At 70.2% G+C, this 22,372-nt stretch carries 19 protein-coding genes, 2 tRNA genes, 1 pseudogene, 1 CRISPR repeat array and 1 riboswitch; of the genes and pseudogenes, 8 read left to right on the top strand and 14 right to left on the bottom strand.

Annotated elements, in window-relative coordinates:
• Nucleotides 1-697 precede the first annotated feature (697 nt).
• The 4 genes from csm3 to O0235_RS11450 all read right to left on the bottom strand — a co-directional run bounded on the left by csm3 (nt 698) and on the right by O0235_RS11450 (nt 3,355).
• Entirely contained in the window at nt 698-1,279 is a 582-nt protein-coding gene (csm3, locus tag O0235_RS16115) for a type III-A CRISPR-associated RAMP protein Csm3 (RefSeq protein ID WP_373324447.1), read from the bottom strand.
• A 3-nt stretch (nt 1,280-1,282) separates the two neighbouring features.
• Nucleotides 1,283-1,546, bottom strand: coding sequence for a type III-A CRISPR-associated protein Csm2 (locus tag O0235_RS11460; protein WP_270055916.1), 264 nt, complete (start codon nt 1,544-1,546; stop codon nt 1,283-1,285).
• Between the two features lie 188 nt (nt 1,547-1,734).
• Nucleotides 1,735-2,658: a Cas10/Cmr2 second palm domain-containing protein gene (locus O0235_RS16320; protein ID WP_506005441.1), complete on the bottom strand. Its 924-nt coding sequence runs from the start codon at nt 2,656-2,658 to the stop codon at nt 1,735-1,737.
• A gap of 100 nt (nt 2,659-2,758) precedes the next feature.
• Nucleotides 2,759-3,355 (bottom strand): HD domain-containing protein, encoded by a 597-nt coding sequence (locus O0235_RS11450; protein ID WP_270058071.1) that lies wholly within the window; start codon nt 3,353-3,355, stop codon nt 2,759-2,761.
• A 10-nt stretch (nt 3,356-3,365) separates the two neighbouring features.
• On the opposite strand from O0235_RS11450, the gene O0235_RS11445 reads away from it, so the two are divergent.
• From O0235_RS11445 to cas2, 5 genes and pseudogenes are all read left to right on the top strand, one after another.
• Nucleotides 3,366-3,518, top strand: a complete 153-nt coding sequence (locus tag O0235_RS11445; RefSeq protein ID WP_270058100.1) for a hypothetical protein — start codon at nt 3,366-3,368, stop codon at nt 3,516-3,518.
• A gap of 803 nt (nt 3,519-4,321) precedes the next feature.
• Nucleotides 4,322-5,173: a hypothetical protein gene (locus O0235_RS11440; RefSeq protein ID WP_270055914.1), complete on the top strand. Its 852-nt coding sequence runs from the start codon at nt 4,322-4,324 to the stop codon at nt 5,171-5,173.
• A gap of 692 nt (nt 5,174-5,865) precedes the next feature.
• Nucleotides 5,866-6,135: pseudogene (locus O0235_RS11435) on the top strand (hypothetical protein); the annotation flags it as partial.
• Nucleotides 6,039-6,560 carry a CRISPR-associated endonuclease Cas1 gene (cas1, locus tag O0235_RS16105; RefSeq protein WP_373324319.1) on the top strand — a complete coding sequence of 174 codons (522 nt, stop codon included), beginning with the start codon at nt 6,039-6,041 and terminating at the stop codon, nt 6,558-6,560. The pseudogene O0235_RS11435 and the gene cas1, both read left to right, overlap by 97 nt.
• Nucleotides 6,561-6,587: 27 nt before the next feature.
• Nucleotides 6,588-6,845, top strand: coding sequence for a CRISPR-associated endonuclease Cas2 (gene cas2 / locus O0235_RS11430; RefSeq protein ID WP_308445681.1), 258 nt, complete (start codon nt 6,588-6,590; stop codon nt 6,843-6,845).
• A 100-nt stretch (nt 6,846-6,945) separates the two neighbouring features.
• Nucleotides 6,946-9,293: a CRISPR direct-repeat array (repeat unit 36 nt; unit sequence GTTTCACCGCTCGAATCCCCGCGAGGGGACTGAAAC).
• A gap of 515 nt (nt 9,294-9,808) precedes the next feature.
• Here the strand turns inward: cas2 and O0235_RS11425 are convergent.
• Nucleotides 9,809-11,452: a vWA domain-containing protein gene (locus O0235_RS11425; protein ID WP_270055912.1), complete on the bottom strand. Its 1,644-nt coding sequence runs from the start codon at nt 11,450-11,452 to the stop codon at nt 9,809-9,811.
• A gap of 35 nt (nt 11,453-11,487) precedes the next feature.
• Nucleotides 11,488-12,594 carry an AAA family ATPase gene (locus O0235_RS11420; protein WP_270055911.1) on the bottom strand — a complete coding sequence of 369 codons (1,107 nt, stop codon included), beginning with the start codon at nt 12,592-12,594 and terminating at the stop codon, nt 11,488-11,490.
• A 206-nt stretch (nt 12,595-12,800) separates the two neighbouring features.
• Nucleotides 12,801-12,907, bottom strand: a riboswitch (SAM riboswitch).
• A 282-nt stretch (nt 12,908-13,189) separates the two neighbouring features.
• On the opposite strand from O0235_RS11420, the gene O0235_RS11415 reads away from it, so the two are divergent.
• Nucleotides 13,190-13,258: transfer RNA gene (locus O0235_RS11415), tRNA-Gly, on the top strand.
• A 68-nt stretch (nt 13,259-13,326) separates the two neighbouring features.
• Here the strand turns inward: O0235_RS11415 and O0235_RS11410 are convergent.
• From O0235_RS11410 to O0235_RS11390, 5 genes are all read right to left on the bottom strand, one after another.
• A complete protein-coding gene (locus O0235_RS11410) occupies nt 13,327-14,262 on the bottom strand; it encodes an L-lactate dehydrogenase (protein ID WP_270055910.1) in 936 nt (311 codons plus the stop codon).
• Nucleotides 14,263-14,350: 88 nt separating this feature from the next.
• Nucleotides 14,351-15,169: a GGDEF domain-containing protein gene (locus O0235_RS11405; protein ID WP_270055909.1), complete on the bottom strand. Its 819-nt coding sequence runs from the start codon at nt 15,167-15,169 to the stop codon at nt 14,351-14,353.
• A gap of 92 nt (nt 15,170-15,261) precedes the next feature.
• Entirely contained in the window at nt 15,262-16,710 is a 1,449-nt protein-coding gene (gltA, locus tag O0235_RS11400) for an NADPH-dependent glutamate synthase (RefSeq protein WP_270055908.1), read from the bottom strand.
• A gap of 88 nt (nt 16,711-16,798) precedes the next feature.
• Nucleotides 16,799-17,290 (bottom strand): pyridoxamine 5'-phosphate oxidase family protein, encoded by a 492-nt coding sequence (locus O0235_RS11395; protein ID WP_270055907.1) that lies wholly within the window; start codon nt 17,288-17,290, stop codon nt 16,799-16,801.
• Nucleotides 17,280-17,864, bottom strand: a complete 585-nt coding sequence (locus tag O0235_RS11390) for a GNAT family N-acetyltransferase (RefSeq protein WP_270055906.1) — start codon at nt 17,862-17,864, stop codon at nt 17,280-17,282. Before O0235_RS11390 ends, O0235_RS11395 begins: the two co-directional genes overlap by 11 nt.
• Nucleotides 17,865-17,982: 118 nt before the next feature.
• On the opposite strand from O0235_RS11390, the gene O0235_RS11385 reads away from it, so the two are divergent.
• The gene (locus O0235_RS11385; RefSeq protein ID WP_270055905.1) at nt 17,983-19,131 is read left to right on the top strand and encodes a DUF389 domain-containing protein; all 1,149 of its coding nucleotides are present in this window, start codon (nt 17,983-17,985) and stop codon (nt 19,129-19,131) included.
• Here the strand turns inward: O0235_RS11385 and O0235_RS11380 are convergent.
• Together O0235_RS11380 and O0235_RS11375 are read right to left on the bottom strand one after the other, a co-directional pair.
• Nucleotides 19,128-20,132, bottom strand: coding sequence for an MBL fold metallo-hydrolase (locus O0235_RS11380; protein WP_270055904.1), 1,005 nt, complete (start codon nt 20,130-20,132; stop codon nt 19,128-19,130). The two genes, O0235_RS11385 and O0235_RS11380, sit on opposite strands and share 4 nt — an antisense overlap.
• A gap of 44 nt (nt 20,133-20,176) precedes the next feature.
• A tRNA-Arg gene (locus O0235_RS11375) sits at nt 20,177-20,252 on the bottom strand.
• A gap of 98 nt (nt 20,253-20,350) precedes the next feature.
• Here O0235_RS11375 and O0235_RS11370 point away from each other — a divergent pair.
• Nucleotides 20,351-21,526: a serine hydrolase domain-containing protein gene (locus O0235_RS11370; RefSeq protein ID WP_270055903.1), complete on the top strand. Its 1,176-nt coding sequence runs from the start codon at nt 20,351-20,353 to the stop codon at nt 21,524-21,526.
• Here the strand turns inward: O0235_RS11370 and O0235_RS11365 are convergent.
• Nucleotides 21,492-22,349 carry an enoyl-CoA hydratase-related protein gene (locus O0235_RS11365; RefSeq protein WP_270055902.1) on the bottom strand — a complete coding sequence of 286 codons (858 nt, stop codon included), beginning with the start codon at nt 22,347-22,349 and terminating at the stop codon, nt 21,492-21,494. The genes O0235_RS11370 and O0235_RS11365 overlap by 35 nt on opposite strands.
• Nucleotides 22,350-22,372: the final 23 nt, after the last annotated feature.

The raw sequence follows: 22,372 nt of genomic DNA, 5'->3' as shown, positions 1-22,372 counted from the left end.
CCGCCCGGCTCCCGCAGGGCCGCGGCCACTGCGGCGCCGGCGAGAACCTGCGCCAACGGCCTCGAGTTCGACTCCATCGTCCGCGAAGAGCCCCCGCCACGCTTCCCGGTCGATGAATCGGGTGTGCTTAAGCAGCTTCCGGTCGCCTTCGAGCTGCCGAACCGGGCGCCGGTAGGGAAGCGGCAGGAGCACCTGCGGCGCCGGGCCGTGCTCCAGGACCGGGAGCATCAGCTGCTGATGCGAAGCGGGGGGTCGCCTTCGCGGAAGCGCTCCAGCCAGGCCTCGAGTTCGGCGGTGCCCCACACCGCGCGGTAGGCCCAGCAGAGGGCCCCGAAGAGCGTGTCGGACGATGCCAGGGGCCGCGCACGGTCGAGGTCCTCCGCGTGCGCGCCGAGGTGGAATGGCGAGCCAGCGGCTCGAGCCTGATCAGCCAGGGGCCCGGTCGCCGGCCATCGTCAGCCCGCCGCCCAGGCGACCAGCTGGTCGAGGCCGCTGCGGAGGTCACCCACGGAAGGGGCAATTGTCCCATAGGCGGCGCGCTCGAGTCGGCCGCCCCGCACCCGGAGGCGCTGGAACGCGATGTCCCGGAAGGCGATCGCGGCCGGAACCTCGCGCCGTCGATGAGCCGAGCGCATCCGCTTCGAGGAGCTCCAGCCCGGCGACGAGCCAGTCGAGGCCCCGGGCCGGGTCGTCGCCTTCATAGATGAACAGCGCGATTTCGCACGGGCCGAATTCGGTGCCGGCTGGCACGCGCTCCATCGTGCGCGGCACTGCCGCCGACGGTGACCCGGTCGATCGCGGCTTCGGATTTGAGTTCGGTGTACGGCAAGTCGGTGTTCGCCCTGACGAGCCGCTCAGCGGATTCCGGGGTCATGAACACGTCGGAGAAGCGGAGGCGCGTCTGGCAAAGCCACCGCTCCCGCTCCGCTGCGCCGGGACGCCGAAGAGCTGGCACAGCGTGCAGGCGAGGTAGTCGTCCTCGTCCTTGCACACGTGCACGAGGACGCGGTCCCGCTGGATAGCCCAGTTCTGCTCGAGCTCCGTGGACGCGCTCGAGAAGGGAGCGCATCTTTCCTTTGATAGAAGAGCCCGGGACGTACGGCTGCCTCGTCAGCGGGTCGCGCACCACGGGGTTATCGACGCCGCCGATCGTCAGGGATGCTTCCTGTGCACCGATGCGGAGGCCGGTCCGGGCGCGGATGGTGCAGCTGAGCGTGCAGGATGCGGTCGATAGTGGCGGTCCTGGTCTGCGTGGCCATGTGCGCTTTTCTCCTTCCAGGTGCTACTTTTCCGGCATGTAGGCCACCACGGCCTCGAAGAACTCTGCGAACCGCCGGTACTTTGCCGGGCCCTGGGGGTCGGACGGCGCTGAGGCTCGGCGGAGGAGCGCCAGCAGCGCCTCCGCCACCTCGGTCAGATTCGTGTCGCGCTTGACCTGGTAGACCAGCCTAGCGGCTCGAGCAGCCGCGCCCGCCGGAGGGCCGTTGCCTCGTCCTGGTCCAGGAGGAAGTCGATGCCGGCGGGCCTCACCGTAGAGGCGCCGCACGCGACGTCCGGGTTGCCGGTTGCCGGAGGAACCGATTTGCTCGGCACTGAATTCGACGAGCGTTTGCGCATCGCCGCTTCGTCGATGAGTGCGCTTGGCCTGCTGTTCGTACTTTTCCGGTCGAAGCGCCCCAGCCCGTCCCGTCGGCGGCTGCGGCGCCCGGTTCCCGGTGTAATGCGGCCGCTGGCTCATATGACCTCCCTCATGATGATGACTTCCCGACCCCCGTGGCCGACGGTGCCGTCTGGAGTTCTCGCCAGCCGGGCGGCAAGGGCGACCGCCCGGCCGCCTGCCCCGCCGGGCTCCAGGGCCTGGCGCCGCAGGTCCGAAAGCAGCTGCCCTGCCTGCGGATAGTCCTTTGCGACGCGGCTGAACTGGTAGAACGACTTCCAGTGCAGGGGGCCGTACTGTCCCGGCCTCGCGCCTTCGAGCTGCTGCAGATGCACTGGAGCGCTCCCCGCGCCAGTCGGCGTCCGCCTTGCGTGTCGCTTTCGGCTCCCGCGAGGCTGGCGAGCTCGTCTGCGTGGCCATGTGCTGAGCACTCTCTTCAGTTCGTCCCATCCGAGCGTCACAGAGAGCAGGGTGACGGCGTTCTTCGTCTCCCCTCCGGGGCTTGGCGGTGCCCCTTCGCAAGCGCAAGGAACCGCTCCGCTTCCTCCATGCCCGACTGGACCGGCCGGTGAGGATGGCTGGCCGATACCCCTGCCGAGAAGTGGAGCCGCCCGTTCCCGGCAGTCCAGCGGCGAAAGTCGTCGCGGAGTCTCGACGATGAACGGCAGCACGTCGGTGAGGCCGGCCCGGCGACCGCGGCGTCGCATCGCCGTCCCGCTGAAGACGAGGTAAAGGTTCGGGAACTCGCGCGCTGCCAGCTGCGGCAAATAGGCCTCGAAGAACAGTGAGAGGGCGGTGCTGATAGCCAGGAACCGCGAGGGAGAGGAGGGGCGCACCGAGAAGTAGTCACCGAGGAACCGGCCGAGGTCGTCGACGTCGGCCTTCAGGGTCGCGATCGCCGGGCGCCCTCGGCCCGCCCGCGCGATGGCCTCGAAATCGAGCAGGCCGCTCGAACTCCGGGGAGCGTGCCGGGCCGTGGGGACGTAGCGGGCGCAAGGCACTGCCCCCAGCGCGGCGTCGTCCAGCGCAACGATGGCCTGCCCTCGACCGGGCCCGCGCCAAGCGCCTGGACCAGCTCGACGTCGTGACCGAGGGCGCGCATCACGCCGAGCCAGCCTCGCCGCCCCGCTCGGCCGCACCTGCTTCGCGGAGGACGAGGTAGGAGCTGTCGAGCAGCTCCCTCCCGAGCTCTTCCAGTGACGCGCACATCGCGCAAACGCGCCGCGCGACGCCGTCATCATCCTCCTCCCGTCCATCGCCGGCCTCCCGCCCGCAGGTTCGGCAGGCCCGGCCTGCCGCGACTACGGCCTGCGGCGCGAAGAGGTCGCCCGACCTCGCGAGGCTGCGGTAGCGCTGCCCCTTGCGGACCCCCAGGCGCTGCTGCAGCTCCTCATACACCGCGCGGAAGTTGCTGAGCGCGTCACCGCTTGCCGTGACCGCCGCCAGGCCGATGGAGAGCGTCGGGCCGTGCGCCTTCCAGAGGATGCGGTCCAGCTCCGCCTGCAGGGACTCGACCGCGCCGACGCTCGACGCCGGCACGGCCACCAGGAATCGGCCGCCGACCACGGAAAAGGCGCACCCGGCCGGCACCCCGCACTGCAGCGCCACCCACCGGGCCGCGACGAGCGAGAGCAGCTGAACATAGAACGACCGTGCCCGGAGCGCCCGCGCCGCCCTGCGTCTCCCCGTGTCGTGGATGAACTCCTGAATGCCCGAAACGTCGCCGGCGACGATCCCGACCGCGGCCGACGACGCGTCGCGTGGCGTCCGAGCGGTCGGCTGCGAGCGCCGCCGCGAACGCGCCGGCGAGATGGAGATGCGTGGCGAGCGGGATGTCGGCAACCGCCTTCGCAAAGGCTGAAGGCACGCCGATCCCTCCGCGGTACACGGCGCCGGTCAGGTGCTCGGCGAGCGCCGCCAGGCTCCCCCCAGCGCGGCTGCCCGCTTCCGCCAGGGCCTGGCGGAGCTCATCAACCACCGCGCCAAATGCAGTCCCGCGCTTCGCTTGCGGGGTCGGGGGAGCTCAGCTGTCACGAAGAAGAGCCCGGCCCCCAGCGGAGCGGGCCGCGTGTACACCTCGCCGCCGGCCAGCCGGGTTGAGTAAAGCCGGCACGCGGGGGAGTGTTGCCGGCGTCGTACTGCGTCGTCGCGTTCGCCGGCTGAGAGGTGGTCGCCAAGCACCACCCACCGCAAGAGGTCCGAAATCTCCGCGGCGTCGCGGCTGTGGTGATGGGCCGCGAGGCCTCGGCCAGGAAGGAATGCCCCGGGATGGTCGCCTGGAGCAAGTTGGCGCCAATCGGCCCGTGGGCATAACGATAGCGTTCTCGACAGCTCGGGCAGTCGGACGAACCGGACCTGGTGCCGCTCGGGCGTTTCGCACCCGTACTTCGAGGGCTCGACGCCGCGCCCCGGCACCTGCGCCCAGACCTTCCCGAGGTCGTGCACCAGGCCGCCGCAGTAGGCGCGGAATACCTCTTCCGAAATTCGCACGCCACTCGCCTGCGTCATTGGTGGGCGCAAATCCTAGCAGCCTGCCCCGATTGCTGGAAGAGGAGAAACGCGACAATTGAGCGACATTGTTGACAGGGCCGCGAAGGCGCTGGCAAAATCGCGCCGTGGTCACCGTGCTCCTCGCGACGATCGGGAAGCGCGACCCCGTCCGCGATGGGGAACCGACCGGCCCGCTCCGCGCAGCGCTCAAATGTTCGGCCGGATATCGCCGTCCTCCTGGCGGGGCAGGACGTCCGCAGCCAGGCCGATGCCACACGGGATGCCATCCAGGGCGCGCTCCCCGCGTGCGAGGTCCATCTCGAGTTCGCCGAGCAGCTCCGGCCGGGCGTGCCCAACCTCGTCGTCGATATCCAGGAGCTGCTGTACGTCGGGCGGGCTGTCGTCCACCGTCACCCGGAGCTCCGCGAGCCCGCTTCGCGCGTCGCCGTCTGCTTTTCTTCGGGCACGCCGCAGATGAGCGTCGCCATGACCCTCGTCGCCCGCTCCCTCATCCCGGGAGCGCAGCACTACCAGGCCCTCGACCCGGGCAACGCCCAGCCGGGGTCCGAACTCCTCCGGACGTTCGACCCCGATGCGCTGGTTCGGCTCGATGCGCGCAGCCGGGTGTTCGAGGCGCTTGCCCGGGGCGACGGCGCGGCCGCGCTCGCAGCCGGGGAACCGCTCCGCGCTGTCCATCCGCCTCCCTGGAACAAGAAGGCGCTGGAGTCCGCCCTCGCCGTCTCCCGGGCCCTCGAATGGGTCGCCGCCTACCAGCGGCAGCGCCTGCTTCACTTCCGCCTGCCCCAGGTGAAAGGCCTCGGAGAGGCCGCTGCTGACCTCACCGCCATCGAGGACTGGTTCAAACAGTGCCAGGCGAAACTCGAGGCGTGGGGCGCAGGAACTGGCAAAGGCGCAGGCGCTCCGCCTCGCCGCGCGGGAGGAAACCACGCGCGCCATCATCGCCGCTGCGGTCGCGGCCGAGGTGCTGGTCACTGCAGCGCTCGAGCGGAGCGGCCTCGACCCTGAAGATATCAAGGACCCCGGAGCCGTCCCGGAGGAGCTCCGGCAGGACCTGAAGGCGAGCGACGACCAGCGCAAGTATCGGCTCGAGGGAGCCCAAAGACGCAGCTAAGCTGCTCGCTGCCCGGGACCCGGGCTACCAGGCGGCCCTCGCCGAGGGACTCGAGCGCCAGCGCGAAGCGATTGCGCGGGCCCGGAACGTCGCCGTTCACCAGGGCAAGGCCCCGGACGCCGGACTCGTCGCAGAGATTCAGCCGTACCATCGACCGCCTCGCGGAGGTGACGAAGGCGCCCATCCCCTCCCGGCTGCCGACGGCTCCCCCTTCCCTCGCCCGCCTCGCACGGCTGCTCGAGGCCGCCCTCTGACCTTCATTCGAGGCGGCCTGCGTCGAATCTCGCAATGGGATGATTCCCATGCGGACGCTGCACATCGCCCTCCAGGGCGCGAGCCTCCGGCTTGCCGGCGAGCGGTTCGAAGTCTGGCACAAGAAGGGGCCCGCGTCTGCAGCCGCCTCAGCAAACATGCTCGAGGCGCTCGCCATCCACGGCGCCGCGCAACTGACGCCCGGCAGCGGTCAACCGATTGCTCGGGTCCGGGGTCTCGTGCGTCTTTCTCACCAGCGATGGCCGCCTGAAGGGGTGCCTCGAGCCCATCGGTCACCCCGCCGCCCGGCTGCGGCGCGCCGCAGGCGGCCCGCGCCGCCGACCCGGCCGGGCGGCTGCGCATCGCCAGGCTCGTGGCGCGGAACAAACTCCACGCCCAGGTGCGCGTCCTCGAGGCCATCGGGAGTCCCGCCGCCGGTCGCCTCGATGCGCTTCGGCGCCGCATCCTCGAAGCTGCGAGCCTCGACGAGGTGCGGGGGCTCGAAGGATGGGTCTCGCCGGCGCTACTTCGCGGCCTGGAGGGATGTGCTCGCGGCTTTCCGCCTGGCAGCGCCGAAGACGCCCTGCACCGGACCCGAGCCTGAACGCGCTCTTGAGCTACGCCTATGCGCTCCTTGCCCGCCCGGCCTGGCAGGCCGCCGCGGTCGTCGGGCTCGACCCGTACCAGGGGTTTCTCCACGAGCCTGCCCGGAGCCAGCCCGCGCTCATCCTCGACCTCATCGAGGAGTTCCGGGCGCCCATCGCCGACCTCCTGGCGTTCGATCTCTACCGCCGGCTCCGCGGAACTCCCGGGTGGTGGGAGTCAGCTCCCGGCGGCGCGGTCCGGCTCAGCGCGGAAACCCGGAAGCTGCTCATCGCGCGCCTTCGAATCCCGCCTGCTGCGGCGCACGCGATACCGGCCCACGCGGACCCGGGAGCAGGTCGGCCGGTTCTTCGAACTCCAGGCCCGCGCCCTCGCGCCGCGCCATCCAGTCGGGTGCGCCGTTCCGGCCGGCGTGGTGAACGATGAACGAGCGCTGGTACGCCGTGGTTTACGATATCCCGGACGACCGGCGGCGCGAGCGCCTCGCACACATGGCTGGAAGGGTGGGGCCAGCGTGTCCAAAAGAGCGTCTTCGAACTCGAACTGCGGCCGGGCGAATTCCAGCGCATGGTGCGTGGCATCTCGGAGCGCATCGACCGTGAGGTCGACAGTGTCCGCATCTACCACCTCGGCGAGCGGGGCTTCCGGCTCATCGAGGTCGTGGCGGGGGAGCCGGCGCGGCCCGCCTCGAGATTCCACATCGTCGGGTGAGGCGGGTCTTGCGCTGCCGGGAGTGATTCAGGCATAGTTTCCGGTATGGAAGCGACGCGCGGCGGACCCTTTATCACAGCGGGCCGGGGTTGTCAATAGAGTTTCACCGCTCGAATCCCCGCGAGGGGACTGAAACTGACATTTGGGTTGCCAAGCTCTGGTGCGTTGAACAGCGTCTTAAGTTTCACCGCTCGAATCCCCGCGAGGGGACTGAAACTCCCCGGCAGGGGCCTCCCGATCTGGGAACTCTACGATACGCGTTCGATCACCGCTCGAATCCCCGCGAGGGGACTGAAACTCCCGAGTGAGCACGAGCCGGGCCTCCTCATCGGGCAGCCGGCTGAGTTTCACCGCTCGAATCCCCGCGAGGGGACTGAAACCGCGGATTATGAGGATCCCGTTTGCCGCCTTGGGATTTTCGCCTAGTTTCACCGCTCGAATCCCCGCGAGGGGACTGAAACTACTCGGCCCACTGCCGGCGCTGCTCGCGCCGCCGATCCCGTTTCACCGCTCGAATCCCCGCGAGGGGACTGAAACACTCCGGCGTGCCGAGGCAGAACCCGTGCCGGGACCGGACGAGTTTCACCGCTCGAATCCCCGCGAGGGGACTGAAACTTGGCATCTGATCGAGTGAATGAATATCGAATCTGCCATGATAAAGGTTTCACCGCTCGAATCCCCGCGAGGGGACTGAAACTCCCGAGGAGCACGAGCCGGGCCTCCTCATCGGGCAGCCGGCTGAGTTTCACCGCTCGAATCCCCGCGAGGGGACTGAAACAAGATCGCCGCTCTCGATTGCGGCCATGATGTCGGAATCACTCAGGTTTCACCGCTCGAATCCCCGCGAGGGGACTGAAACTTGGCATCTGATCGAGTGAATGAATATCGAATCTGCCATGATAAAGGTTTCACCGCTCGAATCCCCGCGAGGGGACTGAAACTGACACTGGACATCCGCCGGGATGTCCAGAGCGAGCATAACCACAGTTTCACCGCTCGAATCCCCGCGAGGGGACTGAAACTCGAGGAGATCCTGCTGCTCGAATGTCTTCGCGGTGATCTTCGGGTTTCACCGCTCGAATCCCCGCGAGGGGGCTGAAACGCCCGAGGACATCCACCCCGTTCGGGAGTTCGACAACGAGACGCCGTTTCACCGCTCGAATCCCCGCGAGGGGACTGAAACCCGGACGAATGAGGACCAGCAGCGAACAGGAGGGAAGCGCAGGCAGTTTCACCGCTCGAATCCCCGCGAGGGGACTGAAACTCGAGGAGATCCTGCTGCTCGAATGTCTTCGCGGTGATCTTCGGGTTTCACCGCTCGAATCCCCGCGAGGGGGCTGAAACCACATGAGCGTCAGCACCGTCGACACCGTCTCCTCGCGAGCCTTGGTTTCACCGCTCGAATCCCCGCGAGGGGACTGAAACATGCTCCCGACTCTCGGCGCCGGCGCCGGCGACACCCTCACTCATGTTTCACCGCTCGAATCCCCGCGAGGGGACTGAAACTTGCCGAAACGCGAACGCGCCGCCGCCGCCGACGGCACCTTCGCAGGTTTCACCGCTCGAATCCCCGCGAGGGGACTGAAACATGCTCCCGACCGGCGCCGGCGCCGGCGACACCCTCATCACTGTTTCACCGCTCGAATCCCCGCGAGGGGACTGAAACTCGACTTTTACACGCGAAGCTGATGAACACGTATTCGTGTTCGCCAGTTTCACCGCTCGAATCCCCGCGAGGGGACTGAAACTGGCGGCAACCTCGCGCGGGAGGCTGATGTCGGCGTCGCGCTGTTTCACCGCTCGAATCCCCGCGAGGGGACTGAAACTCGTTTCGGTGCTAGGCTTCCGCGATTTCGACCTTGTCGAAGTTTCACCGCTCGAATCCCCGCGAGGGGACTGAAACCCGAAACGCGAACGCGCCGCCGCCGCCGACGGCACCTTCGCACGTTTCACCGCTCGAATCCCCGCGAGGGGACTGAAACGACACCGGCGCCGAGAACGTCACGCCCGACGGCGCGTCTGTCGTTTCACCGCTCGAATCCCCGCGAGGGGACTGAAACCATCGGCATGATGCGCGGGATGCCAGCCCCTTCCTGTTTGGTTTCACCGCTCGAATCCCCGCGAGGGGACTGAAACCCTATCGAAACTGCCGCTATACCGCTTGACGCTGACACTGGACAGTTTCACCGCTCGAATCCCCGCGAGGGGACTGAAACCTTTTACACGCGAAGCTGATGAACACGTATTCGTGTTCGCCAGTTTCACCGCTCGAATCCCCGCGAGGGGACTGAAACTGGCGGCAACCTCGCGCGGGAGGCTGATGTCGGCGTCGCGCTGTTTCACCGCTCGAATCCCCGCGAGGGGACTGAAACCTCTACTGCAGAACGATGGCGGTGACCGCCTTTTCGACGAGTTTCACCGCTCGAATCCCCGCGAGGGGACTGAAACCACTCAGCGCGCAGCCGCCATCGTGCGCTGGGGCGAGCGGCGCCTCGCGCAGCCCGGCGAACGAGCCGGCCCCGGCGTTCTCAACGCCGGGCATCGAGCCGTCGAGGCTTGAAAGCCGCCGCGCCGGATAGCCGCAGACCCCGCGAAGCCGCCTTCGCCCTGGTTACGAGATGCGGTTCGTTCTGCGGACCTCATCTTCGCAAGCGGTGTGCTCCATGGGGCCCGGGGCGGAGACGGGACGGCCGGGGAACGCCGAGGCGCTGAGCCAGGGTGCGCGTCCCGGCGCGCTCCTGCTGGTGAACGAGCCGGCGACTGGAGCGGAGCGAAGGGGCCAGGGGCCCGGTGGCGCGGCAGGGGGCCTTCCTCGCCCCAGCGCGGAGCGGCAGTCCGTCGGACCGGGCGGGGCCGCCTCGCGGGAGGCTGCGTGTGGCCCGGGCGCCGGAGCGGGCCGGTTCAGCGCGGCTCCCCGGTTGCGCCCGGGGGCCGCGCCGGGCGCTGCCCGGCACAGGGGTCCCTCAGCCGGCCGGCACCAGGACGGTGCGCGCCCAGGCGGGTATGCCGCCATAAGGGCGTCCATCGCGGCGGATGAGTCCAACGATTACCGGGACTGGCGGCGCGTCAATCGGCCATGGCGTGTCGCCGTCGGTGAGCAGGATGATCAATCCCGGCCTCGGGCGGCTCCGGAGGGCTGCCCGGATGCCCTCGACCATGTTCGTGCCGCCGCGGCCGGCCAGGCGCACCTGCCGGGCGCTCGCCGCCCGGGAGACGGCCTTCACCTTCGTGTCGACGGCGTACACGGTCGCGGGCTGCCGCCCGTTGGCCCGGAGGATGGCGTCTATTTCGCCGAGCGCCCGCGCCAGCTGGTCCTCCGACATGCTGGCCGAGGTGTCGACCACGATGGCCACCTCCGACCGGTGCGCCACCACCGACGGCAGGACGACCGGGCCGGCGACGCTCGCCCGCCGCGAAGGACGGCCGTAGCTGTAGTCCGATGCGCCGCTCGCGTGGGCGAAAACGGCCCGGATGGCCAGCGCCAGCTCCCGCCGCCAGTCGCGGCTCGGCTGGGCCGGCCAGCCCGCCCAGCGGCTCCAGCTGCCGAAGTGGCCGCTCCAACGATTCCTCAACTCGTCGGCGGCCGCCGCCGCAATCGACTCGAGCTCGATGGTGGAAAGCCACCAGCGATCTCCCCCGGGCCCGGCCTCCTGTGCCGGGTCGGCCGTCTCCCAGGGCGCCGGTTCGCCGGCCCCGGAGCCGCAGCTCCCGCCGCCGACTGTGACCCCCGCTTGCGGCGGCACCAGTTCGGGACGCTCTTTCAACAGGGCGAAGTACTCCTCCGCCAGGCCGCCGCTCTCCAACCCCAGGCGGGCCGGCGTCAGCGCGCCGGGAGGCAGCGGGAAATCGAGCGGCAGGTCATCGTTCACCTCCAGGTCGCAGGCGATGTTCCAGAGCTCCCCGGTCTCTCCCAGCCGTTCTCCGCGCAGATGGTGCAGCCGCAGGAGGTGGGACAATTCGTGGTAGACGACTGCCATGGCGGCGTTCACAGTCAGCTCTCCGAGCCAGCCGGGGTCGTAGAAGAGCCGTCCCCAGCGGTCGATCGTCGCGGTCCCGGCGCCGGTCACCGGGACGGCCTGGACCCGCAGGAGCAGGGCGCTGAAGAACGGCAGCCGGCGCCGAAGCGCGCGCTGGGCCCGCGTCATCGGGTCGGCGGAGGATTCCTGCCGCTCCCCGAACCGCTCCGCCAGCGCCAGCAGGGCAGCCGCCTCTTCGGCCCGCGCGGGCGGCATCGGCTCTCCCAGGCCCGCCAGCCATTCCTCTGCCTGCGCCACCTCTGGAGAGCCCGGCGGGAGCGCCTCTTCCAGCAGCCGCAGCCGCTCGCGCAGCTCCGCTTCGTGCAGGCTCGCCCCAGTCGCCAGCCGCCGGTAGGCGGCGAACGGCGCAGTGAGCGAACAGCCTCCTTTGATGTCGATATGCACGACGGTCCGGCCGATGACGAGCAGCCAGTCATTGGTCATCGACGAAACCCCGTTCCGGCGCCGCTGCCAGAAGATCGCCTTGAGGGCACCCCGCTGCAGACTCACGCCGGGCGCCGGGTCCGGCTCCGACGGGTCGCCGGCGCGCCGGCTCTCCCGTTCCGCGCCGTCGAGGTCGCGCCAACGCATGCCGATGCGTATGAACCGCCAGCGCCCGCTGCCGTTCATGCCCCGCCTCCCGCAGCCGCCGCAGCGTCCGCCGCCGCAGGCCCCAGGATGCGCGCCGCCTCGCGCGGGATGCCGTGTTCCCCTGCGCCCTGCTCCAGCAGCTGCAGTGCATGGTGGGCGACCCGGTCGCGCCCGAACTTCTGGCCGACCACTGCGAGGACCCTCCAGGCCCGGCTCCAGTCGTCCTTCTGGAGCGCCCGGCTGCACACGTCATCCAGCAGTCCCTCCAGCAGGTCGGGCTCCTCGGGGTATTCGTAGCCCTCCGGGCTCTGCAGTGCGGCAGCGGCATCCCAGAGCTCCCCCGTCCGCTGGACTTCGAAGAACTCCATGGCCCGGCCGCGGCCAACGAGCCCTTTGATGATGACCTCGATGTCTGCCGAGCGCAGCCGCGCCGCCCTCGCGGCCGCCAGCAGCCGCGCCGCCATCTCCCACGTCCGCGGCGAGGGCCACGGTCCGCTCCTCTGCTGTGCGTCAGCCGGGCACTCGATGAGGGCTTTCGGCCGCGCCGTGATGAACCGGGCGACCGCCTCCCGCGCTGCCGGCAGCTCGTTCTCCCAGTCCGCCGGCACGGCGGGCGGCTCCCACAGCTCCCAGCCCGATTGCAGCCCGGCCACCCAGTTTTTCGGGGAGGGCCGCCACTCCAGGTGCAGGAAGCGGTTCGCCAGCGGCGCGCTCAGCTCCCAGCCGCCCGCTGCCTGCTCCACCGGGTTCGCGGAGGCTACCACCGCCACCCCGGCCGGGAGTTCCAGGTCGCCCACCACCCGCTCCAGCACCACCCGCAGCAGCGCGGCCTGCACCGCCGGCGGCGCCGTCGAAATCTCGTCCAGGAACAAAAGGCCGCGGCCGGCCGCGGCCAGCCGGCGCGCCCAGGCCGGCGGGGCGAAGCGCACCTCGCCGTCCACCACGATCGGCAGCCCGGCGAAATCGCTCGGCTCCCGGATGGCGGCGATGACGACCTCCACCGGCAGCCCGAGCGCGACGCCCAGCTGCCGGATGAGCGACGATTTCCCCGTCCCGGGCGCGCCCCACAGCAGGACCGGCACGCCAGCCTGGACGGCGACGGACAGGACGTTGACGACGGGAGGTACAGGGAGTTTCGACATCTCGGCACGTCTCCTTCGCGCAGCTGCATCGGGAGAGGCGCCGGGTCACCCCGGCCGCGCTTCGGACACGCCGCTGCCTGCGGCACATGCCGCACAGAAACCGGGTCAGGGAGAGCGAGCCTGCATCGCGGCCTCCTCCATCCTTCGCTGCTGGCCGCATCGCTGCGGCCGCCGGAGGGGCCCACGCCGTTCGTTGCTCGACGTGAGCCGTATCGTCCCTGCCGAAGCAGGACCGGCTTTGGCACCCTGGCGGCGTCCACCGGGTTGCCGGGCGGTCATCGGGCCGGTGCCCTCGCGCCTCTCTCGATACGCAACGACGTTTATACCCCAGGCCCGACCAGGGCGCTACTCCTCGAAGGGTGACCGAATTTCATGCGGCCCCGCGGGGAAACCGAAACCAGGCCGGTGCCGAGCTCCAGCTCCCGCCATGACGCAGCGCAACATGGACCTTCAATCAACTGGCGGCGTCCTGGCTACCAACGCGTCGCCACAGGCGCCGTGGAGGCTCAAAACGCCCGGCGCAACGGCATGCTGACGTTGCCTCTTTTTCGCCGTGGCAAGATTCGGTAGGCATTGCTCGAAGATATGTGGCACGGCGGCTGCTGAGCAGTAACGCAACCTTCCCAAGGTTGAGACGCGGGTTCGATTCCCGCCATCCGCTCCAACCGTTCGAATAGCATGACGCCGCCCGCCCGGGCGGCGTTTTTCGTGCGGGGTGCCTGCCGGAGGCCGTCAGGGGCGCGGGAGCGAGCGGAGGGCATCCCGGAGGATGCCGGCGCTCCGCGCGAGGGCGTCGGCTTCGTCATCAGCGAGCGGCGGCAGGAGTTCGGCTTCGATGCCGCCGGCGCCGACGACGCGGGGCAGGGAAAGGGCGACGTCGCCATAGCTCGCCCCGGGCCGACCGACGGCGGAAACGGTGAGGACAGCGCGCTCGTCGTCGCGGATGGCGCGGAGGAGGCGGGCGACAGCGCCGGCGACGCCGTAGTAGGTCGCACCTTTGCCGGCGATGATGCGGTAGGCGGCGCGGCGGACGGCGTCGTCGATGCGCTGGCGGTCTTCCCGGGTGAGGGGCCGGCCGAGGTTCGCAGCGGCAGCATCGAGCGGCAGGCCGCCGACGGCGGCGCTCGACCAGAGGAGGACTTCGGAGTCGCCGTGTTCGCCGACGACGTAGGCATGGACGGACTGGGGCGCGACGCGCAGGTGGTCAGCGAGGAGGGCGCGGAAGCGGGCCGTATCGAGTGTGGTGCCGGAGCCGATGACGCGGCCGGCCGGCAGCCCTGAGGCTTCGAGCGCGACGCAGGTGAGGACGTCGACCGGGTTCGAGACGACGATGAGGATGGCGCCCGGCGCTGCCCGGACGACGCCGGGGACGACCTCGCGGAAGACGGCGGCGTTGCGGCCGAGGAGCTGCAGCCGGGTCTCGCCTGGCTGCTGGCTGACGCCGCAGGCGAGGACGACGGCCCGGGCGCCGGCGAGGTCGGCGAAATCGCCCGCGCGAACCCGCGCGTGGCCGGCGAAGGGGACGGCATGGAAGATGTCGTCGGCGTGGGCCTCGGCTTTCGCGCGGTCGATATCCACCAGCACGACCTCGCTGGCGGCGCGGAGAAGGACGGCCGCGAAGGCGGTGGTGGCGCCGACCATGCCGGCGCCGACGATGCCGACTTGCATGGCGCTGACTCCGGGGGTGATGCCGGGAATGAGGGTAGCGCACCAGCATTGCGGGCGGGTTATCGGCGGGGGCTGCGGAGGTCGAAGCTCAGGCGACGGCGGAGCGGGAGGCGCTGTCGGGGTGGGCGTGCTGGCCGCGGGTGCGGACGGCGGCGGCGAGGTGGGCGGCGGGCTCGTGGTTGCGGGCGCTCACGAGGTCGCGCTGGGCCCGGCGGAGGAAGTCGCGCACTTCGAGCTCGCCTTCGTAGCCGGTGAGGGAGACGACGGGCGTGAGCCGGGTGGCCTGGTCGTGGGGGATGCAGGAGGCGAGGGCGGGCAGCAGGGCGTCGGCCTTCATGGCGGCGGTCGCCATGCGGTCGTCGGCGATGATGGCGGCGAAGATGGGACCCTGGAGATGGGCGAGGAAGTCGCCTTCGCCGACGGCGTGCCGGAGCGCGCGGGCCGCGGCGGCGAGGAATTTGTCCTCCGCGCCTTTGAGGGCTTCGAAACCGGCGACGTCGGTGAGGGCGAGGGAGAAGCCGCGGCCATTCCTGACGGAGCGCATCATCTGGCGGCGGAGTTCGAAGACGAAATGGCGGCTGTTGGGGAGGCTGGTGACTTCGTCTTCGTAGATGCGGCCGCGGAGGCGGTCGAGAGCGCGGTGGAAGCGCCGGCCCTGCTCGGATTCTTCGTACCAGAACTGGAGGTGGACGGCGGCGAAGAGGAGGGTGGTGAAGCCGAGCACGAACCAGTTGGTGCCGCCGCCGCGGGCGATGACCGTCTGCGCCTGCACGCAGAAGACGAGGAGCCAGACGGCGAAGGACGCCGGCCGGAGGAGCCGGACGAGGAGCGGGGTTTCGACGGAGCCGAGGGCGGTGCTCTCCTGGGCCGGCAGGAGGAAGGCGTTGAGGACGGGAGGCTTGTTCATGGTCGACCCCGTGCGATCTCACCGGAAAGATCGAACGGGGCCGAACCGTTGCGCAGGGTCCGTTTGTAAACGGTGTGTAATTCGTGGCCGGCTCAGCGGCGCGGCGCGGGGAGCGTCATCAGGTACTCGTGGATGGCTTCGGCGGCGCGGCGGCCGTCGGCGAGGGCGGTGACGACGAGATCGGCGCCGTTGACGTTATCGCCGCCGGCGAACACGCCGGGCCGGGTGGTGCGGCCTTTTTCATCGACCTGAATGAGGGCTTTCCGGTCGGTGCGGATGCCGCTGGTGGTCTGGGGGACGACGGGGTCGGCGCCGTAGCCGATGGCGATGACGACGGCATCGGCGGGGATGATGAATTCGCTGCCTTTGACGGGGATGGGGCGGCGGCGGCCGGATTCGTCGGGCTCGCCGAGCTCCATGCGCTGGCATTCGACGGCGCGGACGCGGCCCTGCTCGTCGCCGAGGATGCGGGTCGGCAGGGTGAGCATTTCGAAGCGGACGCCTTCTTCGCGCGCGTTCTTGCGCTCTTCGGCGCGGCCGAGCATTTCGGCTTCGGTGCGGCGGTAGACGCAGGTGACGTTCTGAGCGCCGAGGCGGACGGCGGTGCGGACGCAGTCCATGGAGGTATCGCCGCCCCCGATGACGACGACGTCGTTCATCTTCGGGAGGGGGTCGCGGTAGCGCTCGGGGAGGAATTCAGGGGCGAGGTTGCCGCGGACGAGGAATTCGGTGGCGGTGTAGACGCCCTCGAGGTCTTCGCCTTCGATGCCCATTTCGTTGCCGACGCCGGCGCCGGTGCCGATGAAGACGGCGTGGAAGCCCTGCCGGAAGAGTTCATCGATGGTGATGTCGCGGCCGACGTAGGTGTTGCAGATGAACTGGACGCCCATGGCCTCGAGGTGGGCGATGTATTCGTCGACGATGTTCTTCCGCATCTTGAAGTTGGGGATGCCGTAGACGAGGACGCCGCCGGGCTCGGGCCAGTATTCGTAGACGGTGACGCTGTGGCCCTTATCGGCGAGCTGTTCGGCGACGGCGAGGCCGGCGGGCCCGGAGCCGATGACGGCGACTTTGAAGCCGGTGGGCTCGGGCATGTACCGGGGCATGGGGTAGCCGCCGAGCTGCTGGCGCTGGTAGTCGGTGCAGAAGGCTTCGAGCTTGCCGATGGTGACGGGGGGCTCGGATTTGCCGCCGGGGCGGATGGCGAAGCCGACGACGCAGGCGCCTTCGCAGAGCTTCTCCTGCGGGCAGAGGCGGCCGCACATCTCGGGGAGGTTCGAGGTTTCGCGGAATTTGTCGGCGGCGCCGAGGATGTCGCCGGCTTCGAGGAGCGCGAGAGCGCCGGGGATGTCGTTGTGGACGGGGCAGGCTTCCTGGCAGGGCGCCGAGGGGCACTGGATGCAGCGGGAAGCTTCGATGCGGGCCGCGTTGAGATCGAACCCGAGGTAGGTTTCTTCGAAGTTGCGCTTGCGCTCTTCGGGGTCCTGCTTCGGGACGGGCTGGACGCTGATGGCAAGGCGGCGGGCGACGTCGTTGGCCATGCTTCTCCGGTGCCGGCGCTGCGGCGATTTCCAGGGTGCTCCCGATCGTACCGGAGCGGGGCAGGGAAGTGAATGGCACGCGCCGGTGTTATGTCGAAAGGTCGGCAGCGCGGCGCTGCTGGAATTCGCGGTCGGCGCGCTTGCCGCGGTAGACGCGCATGTCGATGGCGCGGGTCACGCGGGGTTCGAGGCGGAAAAGCAGGCGGGGCTCGGTCTGCATGTTGGCGAAGAAGGCATCGACGGCGGCGGCGTTGGCCGGGTCGCCGCGGCCGACGTACTTCTCGGCGAGGAGACGGGAGATGGGCCAGATATCGAATCCGGGGAGTTCGAAGGGGGTGACGGTGCCGTCGAACTCGACGTGGCCGGTGAGCGGCGGGCCGGATTCGATGCAGAGGGAGGCGCGGGGGTCGCGGAGGAGGTGCTTGCACCAGACGCGGTTGTAGGTGCCGGTGATCCAGATGCCGTCGTCGCGGTGGAGCCACCAGACGGGGACCGTGTAAGGGGCGCCGTCGCGGCGGAGGGTGGCGATGACGCCGACGGTGGGCAGCTGGAGGAATTCGGCGAGCGTCTCAGGCGTCATCCGGGGCATGGGCGTCAGGCTCCTCTGCGGGGGGCGGCGCGGGCTCCGCGGGCGGCTCGCGGAAGGCGGCCATCAGGATGCGGTCATCGTAGCGTCCATCGACCCAGGTGTGCGCGCGCTGGCGGCCTTCGATGACGAACCCGGCAGCCTCGAAGCAGCGCCGGGCGCGTTCGTTCGAGGCGGGCACAGCGAGCCAGACCTTGCGCAGGTTGCGGAGGCGGAAGGCGTATTTGACGAGGAGGCGGACGACGTCGCGGCCGTATTTCCGGTTGATGTAGTCGCGGTCGCCGATGGTGATGCGGAGTTCGGCGGTGCGGGCGGCTTCGTCGATGTTGCGGAGCATGCAGTGGCCGATGATCTTGCCGCCCTGGACTTCGATGGCGAACCACGAGGGGCGGGGCGATTGGCCGGCGTAGAGGGTCTCGAAGCGCTCGGCGAGATGCTCGGGGGTGAGGGGAACGGGGACATCTTCGCCGCCGAGGAGCTGGAGTTCGACGTCGTTGTGGTATTCGAGGAGGCGCTCGAGGTACTCGCGGCGCATCGGCCGGAGGATGGTGCGTTCGCCCTTGAGCATGGCGGTCTCCGCGCGGGCAGGGGATTTGGGGTCCACCGGGAGGTATCGGCAGGGCGGGGGCCGGCGAGCAGGGCAGGCAGGAGCGACCGGAGCGGGGAAATCGGCGACACTTGCGGGGGTGCCGGGACATCCGATCCTTCCGAGGGGCCGCCTGCGCGCGGCGATTTTCCGGGCGGCGCGGCCGGATCTCCGCTTCCGGCTGCTGGTCTGGTTTTCGTGCGCCATCGCGACGCTCGGGCTCATCGGCGATTCAACGCCGGTCGTCATCGGGGCGATGCTGGTCGCGCCGCTGCTGGGGCCGATCATGGCGCTGGCGCTGGCGCTGCTGGGCGGAGCGCGCCGGGAGCCGCTGGCGCCGATGTGGGCGCTGGCGGAGGGGGTGGTGACGTCGGTCGCGCTCGCATTCGTGCTGGCGGAGCTGCTGCGGGCCTCGCCGTTCGCGGTCCTCGAGACGATCCCCGGTGAGGTGCAGGCGCGGACGCGGCCGAACCCGCTGGACCTGGGCATCGCGCTCGCCGGCGGTGCGATCGGCGCCTACGGGCTGGTGCGGCAGCGGGCGGCCGATGCGCTGCCCGGGGTGGCGATCGCGACGGCGCTGATGCCGCCGCTCTGCACGGTCGGGATCGGGCTTTCGCTGGGGGACCGCGGCGTCTGGGGCGGGGCGCTGCTGCTGTTCGTGACGAACCTGAGCGCGATCATGAGCGCGGCGGCGGTGGTGTTCCTGCTGAGCGGGATGCGGCATCATTCGCCGACGCACCCGGGGCCGCGGCTGGTGCTGGGTGCGGTGCCGGTCGTCGTGCTCGCGGTCGCGCTGGCCGGTCTGACGATGCGGGCCGTGCAGGAGGCGCGGGAGGAGGACCAGATCGCGGCAGCTGCCCGGGAGGCGGTCACCAACCTGTTCCCGAACGGCGCGGTGGAGCGGGTGACCCGGTCTTCCGGGGAGGACGGCAGCACGAAGGTCCGGGTCGAAGCGCAGGTGGACCGGGAGGCGACCATCCGGGATGCGGAGACGATCCAGGCGTTCGTGGCCCAGCGGACGGGGAAGCGCATTCAGCTCGTGCTGGTGACGACGCCGGTGCTGGTGCTCGACCCGCTGAACCCGCCTGCGCCGGAAATCCGGCTGTTGACGCCGACACCGACGCCGACGCCGACGCCAACGAGGACGCCGACGCCCACGCCCACGCCGACGCGGACGCCGACCCCGCCAGCCGGGGGCGCGAGCCCGGCGGCGACGGCCTCGCCGGCGGCTACCGCCGCAGGGAACTAGCGGGCGGCATCGGCGGCGGTGCCGATCAGTTCGTAGCGGGGCGGCTCCTTCCACTCGGCGGCGGGCGGGTTCTCCTGCCGGCGGAGCTCTTCGCGGCGCTTCTGCGTCTCGAGCTTGCGCGCCTTCTGGATGAGGAGGTCGCGCTGGCGGGCGTGCTCTTCGGCGCGGGCGATGGCGCGGGGGGAGGGCGGCCGGCGGGGGATGCCGGGGTACTCGCGGATGCGGCCTTCCTCGGCGAGCTGCTTGAGATGGGCGCGGACGTTGTTGTCGGCGGCGCGGCGGAGGCGGGGGTCGATATCGGGGTAGAGCTGGAGCATGATGTCCCAGCTGGAGAGGGCGCCGCCGCCTTCGAGCACCTGCAGGATCTGGCGTTCGCGCATGTTCCGGTGGTCGATGTACATCTGCAGGCGCTCGCGCGGGTCGCGGACGATGCGGCCGTGGCCGGGGCAGATGACGCGGAGGTTCGGGAGTTCGAGCAGGCGCTGGAGGGTGCGGCGGTAGCTGGCGAGGTCCCAGACGGTGGTCGTCGACGAGCCGAGGAGGGTATCGCCGGTGAAGAGCACGCCTTCTTCTTCGATGTAGTAGCAGAGCGAATCGACCGAATGGCCGGGGGTCGCGAGGACGCGGACGCGCACGCCGCCGTCGAGGTCGATGACGTCGCCGTCGCGGAGGGGCGTGACCTTCGCGGGGATGCGGCCCTTGAGGAGGGGCCTGCCGTTGGCGGGGATGGCGACCTCTGCGCCGAGGGCCTCTTTGGCCCATTTGAGGTTGCCGGAGTGGTCGCTGTGGTGGTGGGTGATGGCGGCGATAGCGACTTCTTCGCGCTCGACGGCGGCGAGGTAGCCTTTCAGGAACCAGCGGTAGCGGTCGATAGCTTCGCCGGAGTCGATGGTGAGCGACTGGCGGCCCTCTGCGCCGACGAGGTAGATGCAGGTGAATTCGGGATGCATCGGATTGTCGTCGGGGACGAGGGCGGCGCGGACGGAGGGCGAGATGCGCATGAGCGGAACCCGGGCGGGAGGTGGGGAGCAGTCTACGGCAGGGCTGGCGCCCCCGGCAGGATTCGAACCTGCGGCCAAGCGCTTAGAAGGCGCCTGCTCTGTCCACTGAGCTACGGGGGCCTGCAGGAGGCATTGTAGCCCGCGCGGGGATTCGGGCGGCTCGCGGGCGGGGCCGGAGGGGCGTAAGCTTCCGGGCCACCACGAATGAGGTTCGGGCGATGGGATTCGAACGGTACATGGCGGCGAAGCCGGAAGACATCGGCATCGACAGCGAGAAGCTGGAGGCGGTCTTCGCGCGGGCGAAGCGGGATGTGGACGACGGCACGCTGAAGAGCGCGCAGGTAGCGGTGGCGCGGCACGGGCGGCTGGCGGGCGTCCGGACGTTCGGGACGGTGCGCCACGAGGGCCGGGCGGAGGAGGTGCCGGCGACGAACGACACGCTTTACACGATCTTCAGCTGCACGAAGGCGATCGTCGGGGCGGCCACGTGGGCGCTGTGCGAGGAGGGGCTGCTGCGCATCGACGAACGGGTCGCGGAGATCATCCCGGAGTTCGGGACGAACGGGAAGGACGGCATCACGGTCGAGCAGGTGATGCTGCACATCGCCGGGTTCCCGTACGCGCCGTTTTCGCCGCTGGACTGGGATGACAGCGAGCGGCGGCTGCAGCGGTTCGCGAGCTGGCGGCTGAACTGGGCGCCGGGGACGCGGTTCGAATACCACGCGACCAGCGCGCACTGGGTGCTGGCGGAAATCATCGAGCGGCGGACGGGGAAGGACTTCCGGGCGTATGTGCGGGAGCGGATTCTCGCGCCGGCGGGAGTGGAAGGGCTGTACCTCGGGCTGCCGGCGGAGCTGAACGGGCGGGTGGCAGACGTGCGGCATCTCATCCCGCCGGTGCCGCCGCCGGGCGGCTGGGGCGAAGTGACGCCGGAGGCGATTTTGCAGTTCAACCGGCCGGAGGTGCGGGCGGTCGGGGTGCCGGGCGGCGGGGGGATCGGCGGGGCGGCGCAGCTCGCGCTCTTCTACCAGGCGCTGGTCAACGGCGGCGAAGGGCCGAGCGGCAAGCGCATCCTGCAGCCGGAGACGATCGCGTGGGCGACGGAGGTGCGGACGAAGGACTACCACCGCGTGCCGATTCTCGATTACCCGGTGAACCGCGCGCTAACCGTGGTGGTGGCGGGCGACGACGGGAACATGCACCTGCGGGGCTTCGGGCGGACCTGCTCGCCGCGGGCGTTCGGGCACGGCGGCGCCGGCGGGCAGATCGGCTGGTGCGACCCGGCGACGGGCATCTCCCTCGGCTACTGCACGGACGGGTTCCTCGACGAAATCCAGCAGGGGCGCCGGATAACGGCGATCAGTTCGCTGGCGGCGCAGTGCGCGGCGGGGTGACGGCGAGGAAGTCGGGCTCGCGCTTTTCGAGGAGGGCGGCCACGCCTTCGCGGAAGTCGGGGCCGCGGGTGAGCTCGTCGAGCAGGCGGCCGGCATCCTCGACGGAACTTCCGACGTCGCGGTGGAGGTCGGCGTAGACCTGGCGGCGCGTCACGCGCAGGGATGAAGGGGCGACGGTGCGGGCGAGCCGGCGGGCGTAGTCGAGCACGGCGGGCATCAGCTCTCCGGCGGGGAGGACACGGTGGACGAGGCCGAGCTGTTCCGCCTCCTCGGCGAGGAAGACGCGGCTGGAGAGCAGGAGCTCCATCGCCGCGGAGAGGCCGATGAGACGCGGGAGGAGCCAGGAAAGGCCATACTCGGCGGGCAGGCCGAGCCGGCCGTGGGCCGTGGTGAGCTTCGCGCCGGCGGCGGCGAAGCGAATGTCGCAGAAGCAGGCGAGGACCAGGCCGACGCCGGCAGCCGGGCCGTTGATGGCGGCGATGGTCGGCTTCGCGAGGCCGAAGTGGTAGGCGAAGTCGTGGTCGAACTCGGGCCGGACGCCGAAGCCGGGGGTGGGGAGCTCGGCGGGAGTGCCGGGGTCGTAGCCGCCTTTTTCGATGTGGCCTTCGAGGGCGCGGGCATCGGCGCCGGCGCAAAATCCGCGCCCGGCACCGGTGACGACGATGACGCGGACGGCCGGGTCGGCTTCGGCCTGCTGGAGGCACCAGCGGTATTCGGTGTGCATGCGGCCAGTCCAGGCGTTAAGCCGCTCGGGGCGGTGGAGCGTGATGACGGCGACGCCGTCGCCGGCCGTGTAGCGCGTGACTTTGAGCTCCATAGACATGGAAAGGATTGTAAACGGGCGGG

This window comes from Tepidiforma flava, assembly GCF_027594505.1.
GTDB lineage: Bacteria > Chloroflexota > Dehalococcoidia > Tepidiformales > Tepidiformaceae > Tepidiforma > Tepidiforma flava.
The sequence above is the reverse complement of the archived record's forward strand: the minus strand, read 5'-3'. Positions and strand labels throughout refer to the sequence as shown.